20 protein-coding genes are annotated in these 22,542 nt (G+C 67.5%); 8 read left to right on the forward strand and 12 right to left on the reverse strand.

The window, feature by feature from the left end:
• Window positions 1-138: 138 nt before the first annotated feature.
• The gene (locus H9K76_RS01600) at window positions 139-1,254 is read left to right on the forward strand and encodes a CaiB/BaiF CoA transferase family protein (protein WP_187597867.1); all 1,116 of its coding nucleotides are present in this window, start codon (window positions 139-141) and stop codon (window positions 1,252-1,254) included.
• Window positions 1,255-1,261: 7 nt separating this feature from the next.
• Here H9K76_RS01600 and H9K76_RS01605 read toward each other — a convergent pair whose 3' ends face one another.
• The 3 genes from H9K76_RS01605 to H9K76_RS01615 form a co-directional block, all read right to left on the reverse strand.
• Complete coding sequence (locus H9K76_RS01605; protein WP_187597868.1) at window positions 1,262-2,032, reverse strand: crotonase/enoyl-CoA hydratase family protein; 771 nt, start codon at window positions 2,030-2,032, stop codon at window positions 1,262-1,264.
• A gap of 135 nt (window positions 2,033-2,167) precedes the next feature.
• Window positions 2,168-2,959, reverse strand: a complete 792-nt coding sequence (locus tag H9K76_RS01610; protein ID WP_246475242.1) for a BUD32 family EKC/KEOPS complex subunit — start codon at window positions 2,957-2,959, stop codon at window positions 2,168-2,170.
• Between the two features lie 70 nt (window positions 2,960-3,029).
• Window positions 3,030-4,760, reverse strand: coding sequence for an FMN-binding glutamate synthase family protein (locus H9K76_RS01615; RefSeq protein ID WP_187597870.1), 1,731 nt, complete (start codon window positions 4,758-4,760; stop codon window positions 3,030-3,032).
• A gap of 286 nt (window positions 4,761-5,046) precedes the next feature.
• Between H9K76_RS01615 and H9K76_RS01620 the strand changes: the two genes are divergently transcribed.
• Window positions 5,047-5,898 (forward strand): YecA/YgfB family protein, encoded by an 852-nt coding sequence (locus H9K76_RS01620; RefSeq protein WP_187597871.1) that lies wholly within the window; start codon window positions 5,047-5,049, stop codon window positions 5,896-5,898.
• 27 nt (window positions 5,899-5,925) lie between these two features.
• On the opposite strand, the gene tet is transcribed toward H9K76_RS01620, so the two are convergent.
• Window positions 5,926-7,146, reverse strand: a complete 1,221-nt coding sequence (gene tet / locus H9K76_RS01625) for a Tet(A)/Tet(B)/Tet(C) family tetracycline efflux MFS transporter (protein ID WP_187597872.1) — start codon at window positions 7,144-7,146, stop codon at window positions 5,926-5,928.
• 297 nt (window positions 7,147-7,443) lie between these two features.
• On the opposite strand from tet, the gene H9K76_RS01630 reads away from it, so the two are divergent.
• The 6 genes from H9K76_RS01630 to rbsD are packed head-to-tail and all read left to right on the forward strand — an operon-like array spanning window position 7,444 to window position 13,473.
• Window positions 7,444-8,394 carry a sugar ABC transporter substrate-binding protein gene (locus tag H9K76_RS01630; RefSeq protein WP_187597873.1) on the forward strand — a complete coding sequence of 317 codons (951 nt, stop codon included), beginning with the start codon at window positions 7,444-7,446 and terminating at the stop codon, window positions 8,392-8,394.
• 44 nt (window positions 8,395-8,438) lie between these two features.
• Window positions 8,439-10,025 carry a sugar ABC transporter ATP-binding protein gene (locus H9K76_RS01635; protein WP_246475244.1) on the forward strand — a complete coding sequence of 529 codons (1,587 nt, stop codon included), beginning with the start codon at window positions 8,439-8,441 and terminating at the stop codon, window positions 10,023-10,025.
• Entirely contained in the window at window positions 10,022-11,020 is a 999-nt protein-coding gene (locus H9K76_RS01640) for an ABC transporter permease (protein WP_187597874.1), read from the forward strand. The genes H9K76_RS01635 and H9K76_RS01640 overlap by 4 nt, the downstream gene beginning before the upstream one ends.
• Window positions 11,021-11,045: 25 nt before the next feature.
• Complete coding sequence (locus tag H9K76_RS01645) at window positions 11,046-12,098, forward strand: LacI family DNA-binding transcriptional regulator (RefSeq protein WP_187597875.1); 1,053 nt, start codon at window positions 11,046-11,048, stop codon at window positions 12,096-12,098.
• 8 nt (window positions 12,099-12,106) lie between these two features.
• On the forward strand, window positions 12,107-13,078 hold the full coding sequence (gene rbsK / locus H9K76_RS01650; RefSeq protein WP_187597876.1) for a ribokinase: 972 nt from the start codon (window positions 12,107-12,109) through the stop codon (window positions 13,076-13,078).
• On the forward strand, window positions 13,075-13,473 hold the full coding sequence (gene rbsD, locus H9K76_RS01655) for a D-ribose pyranase (RefSeq protein ID WP_187597877.1): 399 nt from the start codon (window positions 13,075-13,077) through the stop codon (window positions 13,471-13,473). The genes rbsK and rbsD overlap by 4 nt, the downstream gene beginning before the upstream one ends.
• A gap of 12 nt (window positions 13,474-13,485) precedes the next feature.
• Here the strand turns inward: rbsD and H9K76_RS01660 are convergent, their stop codons facing one another.
• From H9K76_RS01660 to apaG, 8 genes are all read right to left on the reverse strand, one after another.
• Window positions 13,486-13,905: a CinA family protein gene (locus tag H9K76_RS01660; RefSeq protein WP_246475598.1), complete on the reverse strand. Its 420-nt coding sequence runs from the start codon at window positions 13,903-13,905 to the stop codon at window positions 13,486-13,488.
• Window positions 13,906-14,030: 125 nt separating this feature from the next.
• Window positions 14,031-14,561 (reverse strand): phosphatidylglycerophosphatase A family protein, encoded by a 531-nt coding sequence (locus H9K76_RS01665; protein ID WP_187600404.1) that lies wholly within the window; start codon window positions 14,559-14,561, stop codon window positions 14,031-14,033.
• Window positions 14,562-14,641: 80 nt separating this feature from the next.
• Entirely contained in the window at window positions 14,642-16,330 is a 1,689-nt protein-coding gene (locus H9K76_RS01670) for a DUF4139 domain-containing protein (RefSeq protein ID WP_246475246.1), read from the reverse strand.
• A 108-nt stretch (window positions 16,331-16,438) separates the two neighbouring features.
• On the reverse strand, window positions 16,439-17,404 hold the full coding sequence (gene thiL, locus H9K76_RS01675) for a thiamine-phosphate kinase (protein ID WP_187597879.1): 966 nt from the start codon (window positions 17,402-17,404) through the stop codon (window positions 16,439-16,441).
• Between the two features lie 91 nt (window positions 17,405-17,495).
• On the reverse strand, window positions 17,496-18,614 hold the full coding sequence (locus H9K76_RS01680; RefSeq protein ID WP_187597880.1) for a YbdK family carboxylate-amine ligase: 1,119 nt from the start codon (window positions 18,612-18,614) through the stop codon (window positions 17,496-17,498).
• Window positions 18,604-19,863 (reverse strand): cation:proton antiporter, encoded by a 1,260-nt coding sequence (locus H9K76_RS01685; RefSeq protein ID WP_187597881.1) that lies wholly within the window; start codon window positions 19,861-19,863, stop codon window positions 18,604-18,606. Before H9K76_RS01685 ends, H9K76_RS01680 begins: the two co-directional genes overlap by 11 nt.
• A gap of 230 nt (window positions 19,864-20,093) precedes the next feature.
• The gene (locus H9K76_RS01690) at window positions 20,094-22,085 is read right to left on the reverse strand and encodes a site-specific recombinase (protein ID WP_187597882.1); all 1,992 of its coding nucleotides are present in this window, start codon (window positions 22,083-22,085) and stop codon (window positions 20,094-20,096) included.
• The gene (apaG, locus tag H9K76_RS01695) at window positions 22,082-22,489 is read right to left on the reverse strand and encodes a Co2+/Mg2+ efflux protein ApaG (RefSeq protein WP_187597883.1); all 408 of its coding nucleotides are present in this window, start codon (window positions 22,487-22,489) and stop codon (window positions 22,082-22,084) included. The genes H9K76_RS01690 and apaG overlap by 4 nt, the downstream gene beginning before the upstream one ends.
• Window positions 22,490-22,542: the final 53 nt, after the last annotated feature.

Genomic DNA, 22,542 nt, shown 5'->3' on the forward strand with positions numbered 1-22,542 from the left:
TCTCAGCATTGGGGTGAACAGTTCAAGGCGGGCGCGCGCTGCGCAGGCTGCCGTTTGGAAGGCATTGCGCTTGATCGCGGGTTCTGCTGTTAAATTGATTCGAGCCATCGGGCAATGAACATCAAGGAGACACAAGGAATGAGCGGAATGACAGGCAAGGTTCTGGAGAGCGTTCGCGTGCTGGAAATCGGGGGGCTCGGGCCCGGACCGTTCTGTGCCATGCATCTGGCGGATCTGGGTGCGGACGTGATTTCGGTGGTGCGCGATGCACCGAACAATGGGCCCACGGGGACGCTGCTCAGCCGAGGCAAGCGCTCGGTGTTTGCGGATCTCAAGAGCGACGCGGGCAGGCAGTTGGTGTTGTCGCTCCTGGCAGAGGCCGATGTGCTGATCGAGGGCATGCGCCCCGGCGTGATGGAGCGGCTGGGGCTGGGTCCCGAGGAGTGCCTGCGCGCCAATCCCCGCCTGGTCTACGGCCGCATGACCGGCTGGGGCCAGGACGGCCCGCTCAGTGCCCGCGCGGGCCATGACAACAACTATGCTTCGGTGGCGGGGGCGCTCTGGGGTTGCAGTCCGGCGGACGCCCGGCCGGTCTCCTCGTTCGCGATGGTGGGCGACATCGGCGGAGGTGCGTTGTACCTGATGACAGGCCTGCTCGCGGGCATCGTGCAGGCCCGCCGCACGGGCAGGGGCACGGTGGTGGACGCGGCCATCGTCGATGGCTCGGCGCACATGCTCAATCTGGCGCTCAGCGCGCGCGAACGCGGCATGGTGGCCGACGTGCGCGGTGAGAGCATGTACGACAGCGCGCCCTTCTACGAGACCTATGTCTGCGCCGATGGCCACCACATCACGATCGGCGCGATCGAGCCGCAATTCCATGCGCTGTTGCTGGAGGTGCTGGGCCTTGCCGATGACCCGGATTTCGCCACGCCGCAGTACGACCGGGCGGCCTGGCCCCGGCGGCGTGCGCGGCTGCAGCGCATCTTCCTGCAGCATCCGCGCGAACACTGGCAAAGCCTGCTCGAGCCGACCGACGTCTGCTTCGGCGCGGTGCTCAGCCCGCTGGAGGCCTCGCAGCATCCCCACATGAAGGCGCGCGGCGTATACAACGAGCAGGGCGGCGTGCTGCAGGCCGCCCCCGCGCCGCGCTTCGACGGAAAGCCCTACGAGACGCCAAGGACCTGCGAGCCCGGAGCCCATACGCAGGAGGTGCTGGCGGCGCTCGGCCAGGGCGCCAGCGCCTGGCGCTGAGGGCCGGTTACAGCGCTTTCCAGACGGGCTTGCGCTTTTCCGCGAAGGCGGCCGCGCCCTCGCGCGCGTCCTGCGAGGCGAACACCGGATTGGTGATGGCTGCCTGGCGCTCGAACAGCTCCTCGCGGCCCCAGTCCACCGACTCATTGACCACGCGCTTGCTCGCCACCAGCGACAGCGGTCCGTTCGCCGCCACCGCCCGGGCCAGCTCGATGGCGGCATCGAGTGCGCCGCCGGGCTCCGTCAGCCGGTTGACCAGGCCATGGCTCTGTGCGCGCTCGGCGCCCAGCATGTCTCCGGTGAGGATGCACTCCATCGCCACGTGATAGGGCAGGCGGTGCGGCAGGCGCAGCAGCCCGCCGCCCGCAGCCGCCAGCCCGCGCTTCACTTCGGGCAACCCGAACCGGGCCTCGCGCGATGCAACGATCAGGTCGCAGGCCAGCACCACCTCGAGGCCTCCCGCCAGCGCGTAGCCTTCGACGGCGGCGATGATGGGCTTGCGGGGCGGCTGGATGGTGATGCCGCAGAACCCGCGTCCGGGAATGGTCGGGCGCTTGCCCTGCAGGAACCCCTTGAGGTCCATGCCGGCGCAGAACGTGCCCCCGGCACCGACGATGATGCCCACGCTCAGCGATGGATTGGCGTCGAACGCATCCAGCGCGGACACCATCGCCTCGGCCATTTCCAGCGTGACGGCATTGCGCGCCTCGGGCCGGTTCAGCGTCATGATCTGGATGTTGTCGCGGATTTCGACGAGCAGAGGCTGTTGATCGGACATGAAGGGGGTCTCCTGTGTGATGGGAATTCAGTGACAGGATCATTCTGTGCCATGTGCATGGCGTACGCACGTGCCTGGGCCTGACTTTGGCGCCGGGTTCCAGCCCGCGGCATCGGGCCTGCAATCAGGCCTCCATCAGGCCTGCATCAGGTCCCACATCGCGCGCAGGCGTTCCGTATCGCGGCCGAGCTTGCGGTTGGCGGGCAGAAAACGCAGCCAGCGCATGCGTGCCAGTGTGTTGGCGAGCACCGTGTGGAATTCCGGGCTGCGCTCCGGCTGCGCAAGCCACTGCCGCCATGCCGCGCGCGCCTCGGCCTGCGCACCCGCGTGGCTCAGGTAGATGGCGGTGGAATGCGCGTAGCACAGCGCGTCGCGCACCTGGCAGACGGCCAGCGGCAGCACGGCCAGCGGGTCGTCCTCGAAATCGACGCAGGCCAGTTCACCGTCGGGGCACACGACCATGTTGCGCGCGAAAGCCTGGCTGAGCGCGGTGCCCGAGCGGTGCACCTGGTCGATCATGGCGAGCCCCTGTCGCCACAGCGGCATGACACCGGGCGCGCCTTCGGGCACCATGGCGCGGATCTTGTTGCCCAGCGAGGGAACGTCATGGCCCGCCACGCCCAGGTGGCTCATGATGAAGCCGTCGTCCTGCGAGGCCAGCAGGGCAGGAACGCGGATGCCGCGCGCGGCAAGGTCCTTCAGGCGCCGCACCTCGGTGGCAATGGCCTCGCGCCCCCCATGGTTGACCACGGGACCGAGCACGGGTTCGTTCAGCAGCGCACGCAGCACCCGCAGGATGCGGTAGCGCCACGCAGGAATCAGCGGGCCGGTGCGCTTGATCCAGAACCATTGGCCGTCCACCTCGTAGCGCTGGATGTTCTTGGACTGGGTGTGCAGGTGTTCCTCGAGGAAGGCATCAAAGTCCATGGGTGGGTCGATCGGCGGCAGGGCAAACAGGGAAAAGGGGGCGGGACAACGAAAAGAGGCCACAAGGGTATCAGGATGCGGCCACCGCCTGCGCTTTCCCCTGCGTTTCCTTGGCGCTGGGCGCAAGCGGCGGCGGGGAAAACTGGAACGTGCGCGCACTGGCTCCCGGCCAGTATTGCTTGAACACGTTGTGCTGGCCCTCCAGGTCGCCGAGCAGCGCACCGGGCTCCACGCGCATCACCAGATGGGCGAGCTGGCGCACCTCGGTGTCGGAGATGCGGCGCACGATGTGGTGCGCCGTGATGTCGCAAGGGTGTTCGAGGCCGGCGGCCTGCACCATCTCCTGCAGGGCGTGCAGCGTGCTCCTGTGGAAGTTGGCGACGCGCGTGGCCTTGTCGGGCACGACCAGTGCCTTCTGGCGGCCCGGGTCCTGCGTGGCGACGCCTGTCGGGCAGTGGCCTGTGTGGCAGCTCTGGGCCTGGATGCAGCCCAGCGCCATCATGAAGCCGCGCCCGGCGTTGCACCAGTCGGCACCGAGGGCCATCATGCGCGCGATGTCGAACGCGGTGATCACCTTGCCCGCCGCTCCGATCCGGATGCGATGCCGCAGGCCCGCTCCGATGAGCGTGTTGTGCACCAGCGTGAGCCCTTCCTGCAGCGGCACGCCGACGTGGTCGACGAACTCCACGGGAGCCGCGCCCGTGCCGCCCTCCGCCCCGTCCACGACGATGAAGTCCGGCGTGATATTGGTTTCCAGCATGGCCTTCACGATGGCGAACCACTCCCAGGGGTGGCCCACGCAGAACTTGAAGCCGGTGGGCTTGCCGCCGGATTTCTCGCGCAGGCGGGCAATGAAATGCATCATCTCGACCGGCGTCTTGAACGCGCTGTGCGCGGGCGGGCTGATGCAGTCCACGCCTGCGGGAACGCCGCGCGCGGCCGCGATTTCCGGCGTGACCTTGGGGCCGAGCAGCATGCCGCCATGGCCCGGCTTGGCACCCTGGCTGAGCTTGAGCTCGATCATCTTGACCTGCGGGTCGGTGGCATTCGCGACGTACTTTTCCTCGTTGAAGGTGCCGTCGTCATTGCGGCAGCCGAAATAGCCCGACCCGATTTCCCAGATCAGATCGCCGCCATGCACGCGATGATGCTGGCTGATCGATCCCTCGCCGGTGTCGTGCGCGAAGCCGCCGGCCTTCGCGCCCTTGTTGAGCGCGAGGATCGCGTTGGCCGAGAGCGCGCCGAAGCTCATCGCCGAGATGTTGAAGATGCTGGCGTGGTAGGGCTGCGTGCAGGGCGATGCGCCTTCGCGCGGCTGGCCCGGTTCGCCGCCGATCCAGATGCGGAAATCGTGCGAATCGAGCTTCGTCGGCTGCATCGAGTGGTTCACCCATTCGTAGCCCTGTGCGGACACGTTGAGCAGCGTGCCGAGCGGCCGGCTGTCGGGTTCGCCCTTGGCGCGCTGGTAGACCAGTGAGCGTTGCGCGCGCGAGAAGGGCAGCGCCTCCTGATCGGACTCGATGAAGTACTGGCGGATCTCGGGCCGGATGTACTCCAGCATGAAGCGGAAGTGCCCGATGATCGGATAGTTGCGCAGGATGGCATGGCGCGTCTGCAGCATGTCCCATACGCCGAGCACCGACAGCGCAAGGCAGACACCATAGCCCGTCCACCACCAGCCGCCGCCCCACAGGCGCGCGGCGGCGAAGAACAGGCCGGTGCCGAGCAGCGCGATGCAGAACGTGGTGTAGCGAAGGGGAACCCATGCGGGAAGGCGGCGGGGTGCGAGTGTGGTGCTCATCGGTCAGGCTGTAGCTTGGGTGGATGGACTCTGCAGATCACAACGGGTGGCTGGAACTGCGCTGGGGTATCGTACCGACCCAAGCGTATTGCACCCGGCAGGCGGCTGCCCGGCGTCGGGGAAATACCCTTTGGATGTCGGAAGGGCGCCGGTGGAAGCCTGGTCGGGAACGGGGACGCGAAACGCCCCTTTCACAGGGGCGTCGTAAAATCGAGCCCTTTTGCATGCACATCCCATGCGGCTTTCCGGCCGCCTGCCGGTGGCATGCCTCTCACACCGGACTCCCATGGCAGCACAAGACCCCACGCTCGACGCGACCCCTTCCACAGACGAATTCAATCCAGCGCTGAGCAACGATGCGCTTGACGAACTCGACGCCATCCTGGACGACGTGCGCAGCCGCAACGAGGAAACGCCGCAATGGGAATTCTGCGACGGTTACCTGACCGCGCTGGTCTGCACGCGCCGGCCCGTTCCCGTGACCGAATGGCTGCCGATGCTGCTGGGCGACGGCGCCGAGATCGAGGGCGTGCAGCAGGAGGGCCAGCCGCTGCCGCTGCAGGCCGACATCTTCCAGGACGAGGCCCAGCAGGCGCGCTTCCTGGAGCTGTGCGGGCTGCGCCTGCACGAAGTGGCATCGCAACTGGACATCGAAACCGACTCGCTCGACGCCGATGACGCCTTCCAGCCCGAGTGCATGGACATGCGTGGCGCGATCTCGATGCTGCCCGAGGAAGAGCGCGCCGAGATGGCCGATCAGGACATCCCCTCGTTCGCGCAGGTCTGGGCGCTGGGCTTCATGTTCGCCGTGGAGAACTGGCCCGACGAATGGACCGCGCCGCGCGACAAGGATGCGGCCAAGTGGATCGACGATTCGCTCGAGAAGATCGTGGCGATCACCGAGGACGACACGGGCAAGCCCGCCGTCAACATGTACGACGACGCAGGTCCCGCCAGCACCAGCCAGGAGCGCGTGGAGCAGGTGGGCGAGGCGATCTGGGCGTGCTACGACCTGCGCCAGATCTGGAAGAGCTTCGGGCCACGCGTGGAGACCATCCGCAAGGAAGCCGAGCCGGGTCGCAACGATCCATGCCCCTGCGGCAGCGGCAAGAAATACAAGAAGTGCCACGGAGCGTGATCGACGCTCGCTGAGCAGGAGGCGCGGCTAGAAGTCGCCCAGGGTGCCCGCGCCGCGCCCTGCCGCAGCGCTTCGCCGGTACCGCTGCAGCAACGGCAGCGCCAGCAGGTACACCGCGGCCCCCATCGCCCAGACCATGCCGCCCCAGTGCTGGCGGCTGAAGGAAAACAGCGCGGTGGCGACGAGCGGGCCGCCCACGCCGATCAGGCTCATGATGCTGGCCAGCGTGCCCTGCAGTTCGCCCTGGTGCGCATCGTCCACATGGCGCGTGATCATGGACTGCAGCGCCGGTTGCGAGAGCCCACCGGCCGCGAACAGGGGCAGCAGCGCGAAAGGCATCCAGCCCTGCGTGGCAAAGGCAAGCAGCAGCATGCCGAGCGCGTCGCAGAACAGCCCCACGAGCAGCGCCCGCAGTTCCCCGAGGCGCTGCACCAGCGGCCCGATGGCGAAGGCCTGGGCCAGCGCGTGGCACAGGCCATACGTGGCCAGGGACAGCCCGGCGATCCAGGTGCTCCAGCCGAAGTGGTCCTGGCCGTAGAGAATCCAGATCGTGCCCGGAAGTTGCCCGGCCAGTGCGACGACCCCGAACACGCCCACGAGCAGCAGGAGCCCTGGCGTGCCGTGGAGGCGGTGCAGGCTGGCGAATGCATTCAGTTGAAGGGGCGTGGAAGCCGGGTGCTGCCCGGCAGGGCGCTCGCGCGAGTCGGGCAGCACCCTCCAGCCGACCAGGAAATTGAGGCCGTTGAGCACCGCGGCGAACAGGAATGGCGCGCGCAGAGACCATTCGCCCAGCAGGCCGCCCAGTACCGGCCCGGCGATGAAGCCGATCCCCATCATGGCCCCCATCTGGCCGAAGCGCGCGGCGCGTTGCTCCTCGGGCGTGATGTCGGTGATGTAGGCCGACGCGACGGCCATGTTGGCGCCGAGCAGCCCGGCGATCAGGCGTCCGGCATAGAGCCAGGCGAGATGGGGTGCCCATGCCATGAGCAGGTAATCGACGGCCGCGCCCGCGAGTGAGAGCAGCAGCACCGGCCGGCGTCCCCAGCGGTCGCTCAGCGAGCCGAGGATGGGTGCAAACAGGAACTGCATCAATGCATAGACGGCCATCAGCGCGCCCAGGTGGAAGCTGTTGTCGCCGCCGCTGCCGACCAGCACATGGAGCAGGCTGGGGAGCACGGGCATGATCAGCGCGATGCCGATCGCGTCGATCAGCACCACCGAGAGCAGGACATAGAGAGGATTGCGCATGGATGAAAGGCGCCTGTGTGGAATAGCTTTCTCTATCGGTGACAGAAATTGAATGGATTAAATCACCCTGCCCAACGCGCCGCCCGCCAGCGACCATCCGCTCACCGTCGAGGGCTGGCAACGGTTCGTCCGGGAGGATGCAGCCGCTTACCAGGAGGATCTGCGTCGAACGCGATTTGAGGGTATTCCCTGAATAGCAAACGTTTGCGTGAGTGCAAAAATCCGCATCCTCGCTCTTTTGCCACATTGGTCCGGCAAAGGCAGGAATCCTCATCATCACTCTCTCTGGAGACACCCATGCGTTTTACCCGTCGTACCCTGGCTGCTGCGCTGGCCCTGGCATCGGTAGCCGGCTTTGCCCACAACGCCTCTGCCGCCGACAAGCCCAAGGTGGCCCTGGTGATGAAGTCGCTGGCCAATGAGTTCTTCCGCACGATGGAGGATGGCGCGAAGGCCTACCAGAAGCAGAACGCCGGCAAGTTCACGCTGGTGGCCAACGGCATCAAGGACGAGACCGACACGGCCGCGCAGATCAAGATGGTCGAGCAGATGGTGGCGCAGCGCGTGAACGCCATCGTCATCGCACCGGCCGATTCCAAGGCGCTGGTTCCTGCGCTCAAGGCCGCGGCCGACAAGGGCGTGCTGATCATCAACATCGACAACAAGCTCGACGCCGACGCGCTCGCGAGCAAGGACCTGAAGGTGCCGTTCGTGGGCCCGGACAACCGCACCGGCGCCAAGCTGGTGGGCGATTTCCTCGCCAAGAAGCTGGCCTCGGGCGACAAGGTGGGCATCGTCGAGGGCGTGTCCACGTCGTTCAACGGCCAGCAGCGCACGCTGGGCTATCAGGATGCGATGAAGGCCGTGGGCGCGAACGTGGTGAGCGTGCAGTCCGGCCAGTGGGAAATCGATAAGGGCAACACGGTGGCCGCCGGCATGCTGCGCGAGCATCCGGACCTCAAGGCCATCCTGGCGGGCAACGACAGCATGGCGCTGGGTGTGGTGGCTGCCGTCAAGGCCGCGGGCCGCACGGGCAAGGTGGACGTGGTCGGCTACGACAACATCGCCGCGCTCAAGCCGATGCTCAAGGACGGCCGCGTGCTGGCCACGGCCGATCAGTTCGCCGCCAAGCAGGCGGTGTTCGGCATCGACATCGCACTGAAGGCGATCGCCGAAGGCAAGAAGCAGGCTGACCTGCCCGCCGAGGTGAAGACCGACGTGGTCCTGGTCACCAAGGACAGCAAGTAAGCGTCGGCTGCGTTGCAAACCGACATGGCCGTGATATGGCAGTGATGGCGCCACCGGAAGGAGACCCCGCCAACATCCCCGCACCTGTGGTGCGCGTGGCGATGCGGGGCGTGGGCAAGTCCTATGCGGGCACCGTGGTGCTGCAAGGGGTGGCGCTTGAGCTGCACGCGGGCGAGGTGCTGGCGCTCACCGGCGAGAACGGAGCCGGCAAGAGCACGCTGTCGAAGATCCTGTGCGGCCTGGTGCAGGATTTCGATGGGGCGCTCGAACTGGACGGTGCGGCCTTCGTGCCACGTTCGCGCCGCGACGCCGAGGCGCACGGGGTGCGCATGGTCATGCAGGAGCTGGGCCTGATTCCCACGCTCACCGTGGCCGAGAACCTGCTGCTCGACCGGTTGCCGAACCGCATGGGCTGGCTGGACAACGAGCGCATTCGCAGCCTCGCGCGCGAGCAGCTCGCGAAGATTGGCCTGACCGGCATCGATCCCGACACGCCGGTGGCGCGCCTGGGCATCGGCCAGCAGCAGATGGTGGAGATCGCCCGCAACCTGCAGGACGGCACGCGCGTGCTGGTGCTCGACGAGCCCACCGCCATGCTCACGCCCGCCGAGATCGAGCATCTGTTCGAGCAGATCGCGCTGATGAAGGCGCGCGGCGTGGCGATCGTCTACGTGTCGCACAGGCTGGAGGAGCTGCAGCGCATCGCGGACCGCGTGGCCGTGCTGCGCGACGGGCGGCTGGTGGACGTGCGCGCCATGCAGGGCGTGCAGGAGCACGAGCTGGTCGAGCGCATGGTCGGCCATGTGGTGCAGGACAACGAAGGCCGTGCACGGCGCAGCCGCGGCGAGCGGCGGCTGTCGGCGCGCGGCCTGCGCCGGGGCGCATGGGTGCGTGACGTGAGCCTCGACCTGTATGCGGGGGAGATCATGGGGCTGGCCGGCCTGGTGGGTTCGGGAAGAACCGAGCTCGTGCGCCTGCTGTTCGGTGCGGATCGCGCCGAAGCGGGCGAGATCAGCATCTTCGACGAGCACGGCAAGCCGCGTTCGGATGCCTCACCCAACTGGCGCAGCCCGGTGCATGCCATCGAGGCGGGCGTGGGGCTGGTCACGGAGGACCGCAAGTCGCAAGGCCTGCTGCTGCCGCAGTCGATCCGCGTGAACACCACGCTCGCGGGCGTGGGGAAGGTGGCGAGCGCGGGCTGGCTGCAGAAGGGGCGCGAAGGCGATGTCGCGCGCAGCTGGATCACGCGGCTGCGCATCCGCTCCCGCAGCGCGGAGCAGGCGGTGTCCACCTTGAGTGGTGGCAATCAGCAGAAGGTGGTGTTCGCACGCTGGCTGCACCAGCCCTGCGACGTGCTGCTGCTCGACGAGCCCACGCGCGGCGTGGACGTGGGCGCGCGCGCCGACCTGTACAACGAGATGGACCGCATGGTGGCCGAGCGCAAGGCGGTGCTCATGGTGTCCAGCGACCTGCGTGAGCTGATGGCCATGTGCGACCGCATCGGCGTGATGCACGGCGGCAGCCTGGTGGCGGTGTTCGAGCGCGGCGAGTGGACGGAGCAGCAATTGCTCGCCGCCGCATTCGGCAACACCCTGGAAGAACACAAGAGAAAGAAAGCACCCTCCCCATGAACAGCACGAGTACGAGCACGTCCAAGGACACTAAGGCCGCCTCGCCATGGAGCCAGGCGCTGCGCGGCTCATGGGGCACGTATCTGGGCCTGCTGGTCGTGCTGCTGGGCATGGTGGCGCTGTTCAGCGCGCTCTCCGAATACTTCTGGAGCAAGGAGACCTTCGTCACCATCGCCAATGAGATTCCGGCACTGGCCGTGATGGCGGTGGGCATGACCTTCGTGCTGATCATCGCGGGCATCGACCTGTCGGTGGGCTCGGTGCTGGCCCTGTCGGCGGCAGTGGCGGCGCAGGCGATCCTGATCTGGGGAATGAATGTGTGGCTGGCCGGCGCGCTCGGGTTGCTCACCGGATTGCTGTGCGGCGCGGTGACCGGCGCGGTGTCGGTGGTCTGGCGGCTTCCGACCTTCATCGTGTCGCTGGGCATGCTGGAGGCGCTGCGCGGAGCGGCCTATGTAGTGACCGACTCGCGCACACAGTATGTGGGCGATGCGATATCGGGCCTTGCTGCGCCCATCATGGAGGGTGTCTCGTCGGCGTTCCTGATTGCGCTGGCGATTGTCATCATCGGGCATGTCGTCCTCACGCGCACGGTGTTCGGGCGGTACGTCATCGGCATCGGCACCAACGAGGAGGCAATGCGCCTTGCGGGCATCGATCCGCGCCCGATCCGCATCACGGTGTTTGCGGTGATGGGCCTGCTGGCGGCGCTCGCGGGGCTGATGCAGTCCGCGCGCCTGGAGGCTGCCGATCCGAACACGGGCGTCGGCATGGAGCTGCAGGTGATCGCCGCCGTGGTGATCGGCGGCACCAGCCTGATGGGCGGCCGCGGTTCGGTGATCGCCACGTTCTTTGGCGTCCTCATCATCGCCGTGCTCGAGGCCGGCCTTGCGCAGGTGGGGGCGAGCGAGCCGCAAAAGCGCATCATCACCGGCGTGGTGATCGTCGTCGCGGTAATCATCGACACCCTGCGCCAGAAGCGCGTGGCCGCGTGACGCGAAGCGTGAAGAGCATTCGGCGATGACCAGCATAAAGGATGTGGCCCGGCTGGCCGGGGTCTCGGTGACCACGGTTTCGCACGTGCTCAACAAGACGCGCGCGGTGCACGTGGACACGCAGGCACGCGTGCTGGAGGCCGTGCGCACGCTGGACTATGTGCCGAGCGCCGTGGCGCGCAGCCTCAAGATGAATGCCACGCATACCATCGGCATGCTGGTGCCCAACAACTCCAATCCCTACTTCGCCGAGCTGGTGCGCGCCGTGGAGGACGCCTGCTTCGAGGCGGGCTATGCGCTGCTGCTGTGCAACACCGACGACAACGCGGATCGCCAGCGTGTCTACCTCGACGTGCTGGCCAAGAAGCGCGTGGACGGCGTGATCGTCGCATCGACGACCGACGACGAGCGCATGTCGCGCCACCTGGCGGAGACCCGCATGCCGATGGTGCTCATCGACCGCGACATCGACGGGCTGGACTGCCCGTGCGTGCAGACGGACCACGTGCAGGGAGGTGCGCTGGCCGCGGAGCATCTGCTGCAGCTGGGCCATGAGCGCATCGCATGCATCGCGGGACCTGCACGGCTGCATTCGAGCGAATCGCGTGTGCAGGGGTGGCGGGAGCAGCTGCAGCGCGCGGGGCGTGACGTCAATCTGCTGGTCTATGCGGACTTCTCTGTCAACGGCGGCTATCTCGCGATGCGCGAACTGCTGGACCGCGACGCGGCGGCGCGCCCGAGCGCGGTATTCGCCTGCAACGACCTGATGGCCATGGGGGCGCTGCGGGCCATGCATGAGCAGGCGCTGGGCGTGCCGCAGGACATGGCGGTGGTGGGCTATGACGATATCGAGCTGGCGAGCTACACGCAGCCTGCGCTCACCACGGTGGCGCAGCCCGTGCAGCGCATGGCGGGCGAGGCGCTGGCCCGCCTGCTCGCGCTGATGGCGGCGGGCAAGCGCACCCCGAAGCCCGCTCCGGTGGCGGAGGCGGGGAGCACTTCCTCCATTCAATTGCTGGCACCGTCACTGGTGGTGCGTGCCAGCAGCGGCCGGCCCCGGGATACGGCAAGGGGATGAACGATCCGATGACTGATTCGACCGATGACAAGACACGTGCCCGGGACTCCCGCCCGCGCATCGTGGTGCTGGGCAGCCTGAACATGGACATGGTGCTGCGCGTGCCGCATATGCCGGTGGCGGGAGAGACGCTGCTCGGCCGCGACCTGCGCCATGTGCCGGGCGGCAAGGGCGGCAACCAGGCCGTGAGCTGTGCGCGCCAGGGCGCGCAGGTGTGCCTGCTGTCCTGCGTGGGCAGGGATGCCTATGGTGAGCAGTTGCTGGCTTCGCTGCAGGGCGACGGCATCGACGTGTCGCATGTCATGCAGGCGAGCGATGCGGCCACCGGCGTGGCCGTGATCTCGGTGGACGACGCCGGGCAGAACCAGATCGTGGTGCTGGCCGGCGCGAACCAGTGGCTGAGCGTGCCCGAGGACCTGCTGGAGTCCCTGCTGCGCGATGCGCAGTTCGTCGTGCTGCAGTTCGAGACGCCTCTTGCCGAAGTGGAGAAGACGCTGCGCATCGCGCGCAAGGTGGGATGCAGGGTGGCGCTCAATCCGTCGCCGATGCAGGCATTCCCGCAGGCGTGGTGGAGCGGCATCGATGTCCTGGTGGTGAACGAGACCGAAGCCAGTGCCTTGAGCCGGCTGGCCGTGGGCACTCCGCAGCAGGCGGCCGTGGCGGCGCGGCAGCTCCTGGCCAACGGCATCGCGCGGGTCGTGGTCACGCTGGGCGCGAACGGCGCCGTGGTCTGCGACGCGGACGGCACGCGCTGGCACGAGGCCGTGCAGGTACAGGCCGTGGACAGTACGGCGGCGGGCGACACCTTTCTGGGGGCGCTCACCGTGCGGCTGGCACAGGGGGCACCGCTCGACGATGCCACGCAATGGGCCATGCGCGCGGCCGCCATCTGCGTGACGCGCGCGGGCGCCCAGCCCTCGATTCCGCATGCGGCCGAGGTCGAACAACTGACGAGCGCCACGCGCTGGAGCCGGATATGAAACGCACACCGTTGCTGAATGCGGAACTCTCGCAGCTGATTGCCGGCATGGGGCATGGCGATGTGCTGGTGATCGGCGACGCGGGCCTGCCCGTTCCTCCGGGCGTGCGGCGCGTCGACCTGGCGCTGTGTGCGGGCGTGCCGGCCGTATCCACGGTGCTGGAGGTCGTGCTGACCGAGCTGCAGGTGGAGCGCGCCGTGATCGCGCGCGAAGCACTCGGAAGTGGCGGTGACATGCCCTCCTGGTATGCGGACAATGCCGCGCATCTGCCTCAGGCGCAGACCGTGTCGCACGAGGATTTCAAGCAACTGAGCCAGCGCGCCGTGGCCGTGGTGCGCACGGGGGAGTTCACACCCTACGCGAACATCGCGCTGATCTCGGGCGTGGTGTTCTGATTCCCGCGCGCGTCAGGCCATCAGTTCGTTGAGCCGCACGATCGCGTGCCGCACCGTCTCCGAGCGCACGGTGGCGCGGTCGCCCGCGAGCTGCCGCACCTCGCTGTGCAGCACGCCATCAACCTGCCAGCCGAACCAGACCGTGCCGACGGGCTTGGCCGCCGTGCCGCCGCCGGGTCCCGCCACGCCCGTCACGGCCATGCTGACCTGGGCCTGGGAGCGCAGCACCGCGCCGCTTGCCATGGCACGCACCACGGGCTCGCTCACGGCGCCATGCAGCAGCACCAGCATGCTGGGAACGCCCAGCAGGTCGGTCTTGGCGGCGTTGCTGTAGCTCACGAAGCCGCGCTCGAACCAGTCGCTGGAACCCGCCAGGTCGGTGCAGGCCGCGGCGATCATGCCGCCGGTGCAGCTCTCGGCGGTGGCCAGCATCAGCTTGCGCGACCTCAGGGTGTCCGCGAGCTGGCGCAGATGCGGCTCCAGCTGCTCGCTGGGCAGGCCGAAAAGCTCCTTGCCGGCCGATTGCGAAACGCCCTGCGGGTTGTCTTGCTCGAGCATCAGATCCATCTCCAGAAGGCGATCACGAGGAGGGTGCAGAAGGCAGCCACCAGGTCATCGAACATGATGCCGAAGCCGCCGCGCCAGCCGAAGCCCTTGAACAGCTGGTCGGCCCATTTCACCGGGCCGGGCTTGGCCGCGTCGAAGAAGCGGAACAATCCGAACGCGATGAGCTGGCCCCAGAATCCCATGGGCATGGCAAGCCAGAGAACGATCCAGATGGCAACCACCTCATCCCAGACGATGCTGCCGGGGTCGGACACGCCCATGTGGCGGGCCGTGATGGTGCAGGCGATCCAGCCCAGCACGAGCGAGCCGGCGATCACGAGGCCCAGTTGTGCCTGTGTGAGCCACATCTGCATCACCAGATAGGCCAGCCAGCCCCAGGCCGTGCCGACAGTGCCCGGGGCGAAGCGCGAAAGGCCGCTGCCGAAGCCGAGCGCCACCAGGTGCAGGGGGTGGGACAGCATGAAGCGCCGCAGCGAGTAGCGCGGCGGGGGCGGCGGCGCATGAGGCTGCGGCTCGGGCATCGGTGCGGGCGTTGATCCAGGAGAGGCTGGGAAATCTTGCATGGAGGCGTTCAGAGGACGAGCATGCGTCCTTCAGGCCGTCACTTCGACTCCTGCAGGCGCGCATCCTTCGGGTAACGGAGTGTATGCGCAGCAGTGAATCGCAGGGAAGAGCCGGGGGCAAGGGTTTCGCTCCAGAGAATCAGGCCGGGGCGACGGTTCCATGCCTTGTCGGCGGGCAAGGGGTCGTATTGCGACACCACGTCGATCTGCTCGTTCTGCGACACGGGGGCGGCGTCCAGCACCTGCAGCGCAATCGGGCGCTGATGGCGGCTCTCGACACGGTAGGCGTGCTGCACCTTGCGCTCGACATTCGCGCCCGTGAACCCTGCGCTGCCGGAGTTCTGCTGTTGCGGCTCGGCCGTGACGACGACGCGTTCGTCGCGGCCGAAGGACAGGCCGGTGCGCGAGAGCTCGTCGCTGTTGTTGTCGAGCCGGCCCTGCCCCACATAGGCGCCGTCGCGGTACAGGGCGACCGGGGCGGCGGGCCATACACCGGGCAGTGCGGAGAGTTGTGCGATCAGGTAGGCGGCGGGCTCCACGCCCGGCGAGGTGCGCGAGACCAGTTGCGCGCGTGCATCGAGCGAGCCCAGCGACAGCGTGATGCGCTGCCCGCCCGAGGGCACGGTGATGCGCTGGGGCACGGTGAACTCCGTGGCATAGGCGTCGTCGCTCACCTGCACGTCGAAGTTCGGCATCGCGGGCGTGGTTTCCGCACCCCTATCTCCCATGGACATGAGAGTGACCTTGGATGCGGCCACGGGTGCCGGGGCGGGCATGGCGCGAATTTCCGTCGTGAACTGCTCCGCAGGCGCCACGTTGATCGTCCAGGGGCCGGGCAGCCGTCCGGCGGTCGAGCGTGTGGGCTGGCCCGTGGACAGCGCCAGCTGCACGTTGCGCCAGTCCTCGCCCGTGTTCTGCGCGACGAGCGCCAGGCGCTCGAACTTCACCACGCCGCTGGTGCTGTCCAGCGCGGCGCGGTAGCTGGGCGACCATCCGGGGCCGCGCAACTGATAGGACAGCCGCAGCTCGCCTTCACGATCGCTAGCAAGGGTGATCGTCACGGTGGACGTGCGCGCCTTGGGGCCGGCGATCCGGTTGCGCTCCTCCGTGAGCTCCTTGAGCGCGAGCTCCGCGGCCTCCTGGCGGCGCTTGGACTGGTGCAGCTTGAGCAGCAGGTCCTGCGACGAGCGCCGCAGCGTGTCCGTGGTGCCGTTGATCGATGCGGACCCCGGCGTTCCCGGCCCGCTGTGGGGCTCCGAGGGCGGCACGGTGGCAACGGTCCTGAGATAGCTGGTGGCCAGTTCGAGCGAATCGGTTTCTGCCTTCGCGGAAGCCACCCGGTCCTCGGCATCGCGCACCTGATCGTCGAGCGGCGTGGCGCATTCCTTGTCGAGGTCGCGATCCTGCACCTTGACGCTGCTCTCGCCGATGCGCACATGGGCGTCGGCCTGCACCTGCAGGCTCTGCACGTCGAGCTGGGGCGAGAGGCAGCGGATGGTGAGGCTGCGCGCGCCAGCGGGCACACGTGCCGTGCGCTCCACGGTGGCACTGCCCGGATAGACCTTCACCTGCGTGATGCGCGAGCCGCCGTCGGCCGAGACAGCGGATACGGAGGTGGGGGCGGCCAGCACACCGCTGCATGCCAGCAGCATGGCGGCGGGCAGCAGCGGCGCCTTGAGGGGACGGGCGGGAAGGGAGGACAGCTGCGAAGGCATTCTGATGGGCATACAACCTCGTTCGTTGGGCCGGAAGACCGGCAGCGCACATGCTAACAGTGCGAAGGGAGCGCGCAGGGAGCGCGCAGGGCACCTGCTCGTGGCTCCTGCAGCGCCGCTTCACGCAAAATGGTCAAAGGAGTTCCAGCGCTGGCGGGCGAGCGGCTGGCCCCTGGCGTCGACGAGGCGGATGCCCTGTCCCTCGGTGACGCGCCCGATGCGCGTGACCCGCGTCTGCGCCGAGTGCGCCGCTGCGAGCACATGTTCGCGCGCGCCTGCGGGGGCGGTGAAGGCCAGTTCGTAGTCGTCGCCGCCGGCCAGCACGCACTGGCACCACAGGTCATCGGGCAGCGAGAGCCCGGACTGGCGGGCCTGCATGGTCTGCAGCACCGCTTCCGCGTCGATTTCCGCACCCGCGAGCGACTGCTTGAGGATGTGGGAAAGATCGCCCAGCAGGCCGTCGCTCACGTCCAGCGCGCTGCTGGCAATGCCGCGCAGGGCCAGCCCCAGCGCCACGCGCGGGGTGGGGCACTCGAGGCGCTGGCGGGCCACCTTGAACAGATCGGGCGGGAGGTGCACCTTGCCGAGCATGGCATCGAGCGCCAGCCGCGCATCGCCGAGCGTGCCGCTCACCCAGATGTCATCGCCCACCCTGGCACCGCTGCGCAGCAGCGCCTGCCCCGGGGGCACCTCGCCGAAGATGGTGATGCAGATGTTGAGCGGGCCTTGCGTGGTGTCGCCACCCACGAGCTCGCAGCCATGCTGGTCCGCCAGCGCGAGCAGTCCCTGCGAGAAGCCCTGGAGCCAATGCTCGTCGACACTCGGCAGCGACAGGGCGAGCGTGAATGCCAGGGGCTTTGCGCCGCTGGCCGCCAGGTCGCTCAGGTTCACGGCCAGAGACTTGTGGCCGAGATGCCGGGGATCGACGTCCTCGAAGAAATGCCTTCCCGCGACCAGCATGTCGCTGGACACTGCCAGCTGCATGCCCGCCTCGACGCGCAGCAGCGCGCAGTCATCGCCCACGCCCAGGGCAGCACGCCGCACAGGGCGCGTGAAATAGCGTGCGATCAGATCGAATTCACCCATGGCCTGCCGGTATTGCCTTTCGTGCAGAAAACCTTGCTGAAAATAACGTCGTCATCCTTCCAGGGGACGGCCCGCGTGGCCACCGCATGGGTCATGCTCCGCGAAAGCGCAGCGACGCCTGGCGGCTCACCTCGGCCAGCATCTGCTCCTCGCGCTGGCGGTCGCGCAGCCAGCGTGCATCGTTCTGGCCGGCCTCCACGTCCTTGCGCAGCAACTGCAACGCGCCCGTGGCGCCGCGTGCCTCGGCGTAGGGTGCGATGCGGTCCATGGTCTCGAGGATGTGGTCGCGCAGCTGCATGTGCGTGCCCGTGGGCGGATCGACGTAGACGGCATCGAGGCCGAAGCGACAGGCCTGGAAGCGGTTGTAGGTGTAGACGAGATAGTCGTCCTCCTCGGGCGTGAACGGCTGCTCCTCAAGGAACCAGGCGCCGAGCGACTGCACGTAGCCCGCGAGTGCGGCGGCGCGCTCGATGGTGAGCGGCGTGTCGAACACGCGGATCTCGATGGTGCCGTACTCGGGCTTGGGGCGGATGTCCCAGTAGAAGTCCTTCATGCTCTTGACCACGCCGGTGTGCGTCATCTTGTCGAAGTAGGACTCGAACTCGCTCCAGCGCAGCACGCAGGGCGCGCGGCCGGACAGCGGGAATGCGAATACCGAATTCAGGCGCGCGGAGTCGAATTGCGTGTCCTGCCCCTGCACGTAGGGGCTCGATGCCGACAACGCGATGCAGTGGGGGATGTAGCGCGACATGCGGTGCAGCATGAGCAGCGCGGCATCGGCATCGGGGCAGCCGATGTGCACATGCTGCCCGAAGATGGTGAACTGCTTGGTCAGGTAGCCGTAGAGTGCAGAGAGCTCGTGAAAGCGCGGCTTGTCGTAGATGCGCCGCTCGTGCCATTGCTGGAACGGGTGCGTGCCGCCGCCCACGACGGCGATGTTGAGCTTGTCCGCGCTCTTGACCAGCGCATCGCGGATCGGTGTGAGCTGGCTGATGACCTCGCTGCACGAATGGCATACGTCGGTCGAGATCTCGATCATGCTGTTCGTCATCTCGGGCACCACGCTGCCGGGCAGCGTGTTCTTGTGCATGAGGCGCAGCATGTCCTCGGCGTAGGGCGCGAGGTCATAGTCGTGCGTGTTCACGAGCTGCAGCTCGAGCTCCACGCCCAGCGTGAGCGGTTCGGAGTGGTGAAAGGCTTCAAGACTCACGTTGTTCCTCCCGTGCGGTGCCCGTGGGCAGCTCGGCCCAGGGCTTGTGGGTTTCGCCCGCGCGGTACAGCGCGACGGTGGCGATCACAGCGCCGAACACTTCCATGAGCAGGATGGTCGGCAGCGCGATGCGCGAGATGGCTTCGCCGGTGGATGCGGAGGCCGCCATGAACTGCGATGCGATGAGCAGCGCGATGGACGACATCGGCATCATCGCCGCGCCCACCCACACGGCCTGGCGCCAGCTGGCGCCGCTGCCGACATTGCCGATGCCGACGCCCAGTGCCTTGGCAACAAGGCGAACCGCAATCAATGCCAGCACGGTGCCCGCGATGGCGGCGCTCCAGTCCGCCTGCGCGGCCACGGTGGACACCAGCACGAACATCAGCATGGTGATCACCGACGACGCCGTACCGAGCTGCCTGGGCAGGGCCCAGGGTCGGGGATGCAACTGCTTGATCAGCATGCCCCCCAGCAGGGCGGCCAGCGGCGCAGAGCCTCCGAGGTGTGCCGCGACCGCCGTGCTCGCCGCGATCAGCGCGAGCACCATGATGGAGGTGTTCTCGCTCGACGGGCTCATGTAGCGCAGCGCAAGTCGGATCAGGCCGGAGAGCAGCGCGCCCACGACGATCGACACACCGAACATCACCATCACCGGTGGAACCGCCTCGAAGAAGCTGCTGCCGGGGCGGCTGAGCATCTCGGCGTGCGCGCCGCCGAACGTCAGCGCGTAGAGCGTGGACAGCGTCGCCAGCACGATCGCCCTGTCGGTGACGGGGCCGGCCGCGCGCGTATCGGCCACCACGCGCGTGACGACGGCAGGTGACGCCGCCATGGCCACGAGCGCGATCGGGCCGGCGGCCTCCCTCGGCACGTTCAGCCACAGCATGGTGAAGTACACGGCGAAGTAGGTGAGCGCGGATTCGGCGATGCTCTGCACGAGCACCATCGGGTTGTGCCGGAACCAGCGCCATGGAATGCGTCCGCCGGCATCGAACAGCACGATGGAGATGCCCAGTTCGATCAGGAACAGGCCAATGCCCTGCAGCGGCCAGACGGCGCCGCTGAAGCCGAGCAGTCCGGCCACCATGCCGACGATGGAATAACCCACCACCTTCGGCAGCCCCGTATGCCGGTACACGAGATAGCCGCAGGTGGATGCCACGGCCAGCAGCAGTGACCACTGCACCGTCGGCAGTCCCGCCGAGGGGCGCAGCCATTGTCCCCAGAAACTCATCAGCTCATTCATGTTCGCTGTCCTTGTGTCGATTGCCTCAGGGGCGCGCTATCCGCACCTGAGTCGAGCGGGGTGCGAAGAAGCCATCCCGGATGGCTTGCCGGGCAAGCCGCCGTGTCGTTGCCATGGCACAGAGAGCGGCCCTGCGTGCTCGGACGTCAGGCGAGAAGGGCCGCAGCCATTTGCCGCAGCGAACCCGCGCATGCGTTGCGCAAGTGTTCGCGGCGTGTCCGTGCACCATATCAGACGTTGGCGCGTGACGGAGCAAAAAAACTGAGTGGCGAATGGAATAGGCGTTGACGCAGCGCGCGATAGATGCGAGAGCGCTCGACGCCCGTCACGTTCTGCGCGCGCAGTGCGAGGCGGAAGGCGAGGTAGAAGCTCACGAGCACATTGAGCGCGCCGATGAACGGCAGCGTGGCCATGGACCACCAGAATGCGGACATGTGCATCACGTCGGGGCCGAGAGCCGAGGCCGCCGCAGCCATCTGGCCCGAGGACAGCGTGACGTGCCGCACATCGAGGCCGAGACCGAAGAACGCAGCGATCACGGGCACCAGGCCGAGCATGAAACCCAGCGAGATGTTGGCCGCGAGCCCCGACAGGTTGTTGCGCAGGAAGCGGGCGATGCGCATCGCCCGCTGCGCGCCGATCGAACGCGTGATGCGCGGGTTGTAGTGGATCGCAGCGTCTAGGCGGTGGAGCACGAACCAGTTCTCGACCCAGCCCGCAAAGATGCTCGAGGAGAACAGCAGCACGCCGGTGAACGCCGCGAACAGCAGCGAGCCGCCCCAGGGCTTGAGTGTGTCGATCACATGCAGCGCTTCCTTCTCGGTGATGGCCGGGTGACCGAACATCCTGGCCAGCAGCAGCGTGATGCCGAGCACGGCGGGAAACACGATCAGCACGTTGCCTAGCACCGCCGCCACCTGCGAGCGAACGAGATGCGTCACCTCGTCGACGAAGGCCTGCTCGCCGCCTTCGTCACCGATATTCTTGAGCTTGGCGGCCATGGCGGGCGCCGTCATCGCGGGCTGCTTGGTCGCCACGGTGAAGTGCAGCAGCTGCACCAGCACGAAGCTGACCGCGTAGTTCACCCCGGCCCAGAAGCCGCCCCAGAACGCGGAAAACGCGAACGTGTAGAGCCAGAACTTGATGAGCGTGGTGAATGCCATCACCAGGCCGCCTCCGGCCGCCTTCTTCACCATCGAGACGTATTCCGAGGGCGTGCGCGTGATGTAGTGCGAGCCGGTCTCGGCATTGCGCTCGGCCATCTTGGCGGCGAGCAGCGAGGAGTTGGCCGTGAGCAGCGCCCGCAGGCTGCGGCGCTCGAGGCCCACACCCACCAGCCGTGCCATCAGGCGCGTGGTGGCCACGGCCGGCTTGGGCGAGAGCAGACATTCGAGCAGTTCACGCACCCGCAGGATGCGGGCGCGCAGCTGGCGGATGCGGAACACGAGGCCGACGGAAATGCCGTTGTCCTCGAAATGGGTGTAGACCGAGTTGGCCGCATTGCGGCAGGCATCGAGGCGCTCGCGCAGGCGCGCCACGGTGGCGTCCAGGCGATTGCTGGTGCGAAGCGGATGCAGCACCTCGACGCGCAGGCTCTCCGCATCGCTCAGGAGTTCGTGGAACGGCTGCGCCTCACGCATCTCGTCGGTCATGCGCAGGCGCAGCTCGGGCGCAAAGCCCGTGGCGAGGATGTTGCCCGCGCAATAGGTGATGGCATCGGCCAGCGCATGGTGCCAGCGCGTGGCGCCCTCGGTCTGCTCATGCTCGGGCGTGAACACCGCACTCAGGCGGTTGAGCAGGTCTTCATCGAGCGCATTGAGCCAGCGTGCGTCGAACTCGCTGTGCAGGGCCGACATGAACAGCTCGGATGCATCGATCGTGTCGGGGTTGGTCGGCAGGAGCTTGTAGCGCAGGCGCTCCGCCAGCTCGCTGACCATCGATGTGCGCTGCGCGAAGCCGAAATCGGCCAGCAGCATGGTGATGTCCACCGACTGCATGATGGCTTGCCACCAGGCCTGCAGGCGCTCGCGCAGCACTGGCGACTGCTCCGCCAGGCCCACGAGTTCGGCCACCCGGCCGGCTGCTGCCTCGACGGATTGGCCGTCACCGCGGACCCAGTCGAGCAGCGCAATCAACTGCAGATTGCGCTGTGCGAGGGAGGCTTTGGGATCGACCGGTGCGAGGAGCTGGGAAAGGGACTTGTTCTCTGTGCTGTTTTTCAATGGAGCACTCGGTTGTTCAGTGAGGTGTCGGTGCTGCCGCCGCGCAGGGCCTCCAGCACGAACAGGGGAATGGGGCAGGTGAACTGCTCGCCGTCCTCGGCCACGCAGAAATAGCTGCCGTGCATGGTGCCGGACGTGGTGCGCAGCCGGCAGCCGCTGGTGTACTGGAAGGCCTCGCCCGGGCGCAACAGGGGTTGCTGGCCGACGACGCCCAGCCCCTTCACCTCCTCGGTGTGGCCGCGTGCGTCGTTGATGATCCAGTGGCGCGAGATCAGCTGCGCGGGCACGTCCCCCGTGTTGGTCACGGTGATGGTGTAGGCGAAGCCGAAAACTTCGTTGTCCGGATCGGATTGGTCTGGCAGGTATTCGGGGAAAACCTCGACCGCGAATTGGTATTTGGGCATGGCGGTATGGTATCGAAATTACGATTTTGTCCTCGTAGGACAGCCGAGATTCC

This window comes from Diaphorobacter ruginosibacter (genome assembly GCF_014395975.1).
GTDB classification, from domain to species: domain Bacteria; phylum Pseudomonadota; class Gammaproteobacteria; order Burkholderiales; family Burkholderiaceae_C; genus Diaphorobacter_A; species Diaphorobacter_A ruginosibacter.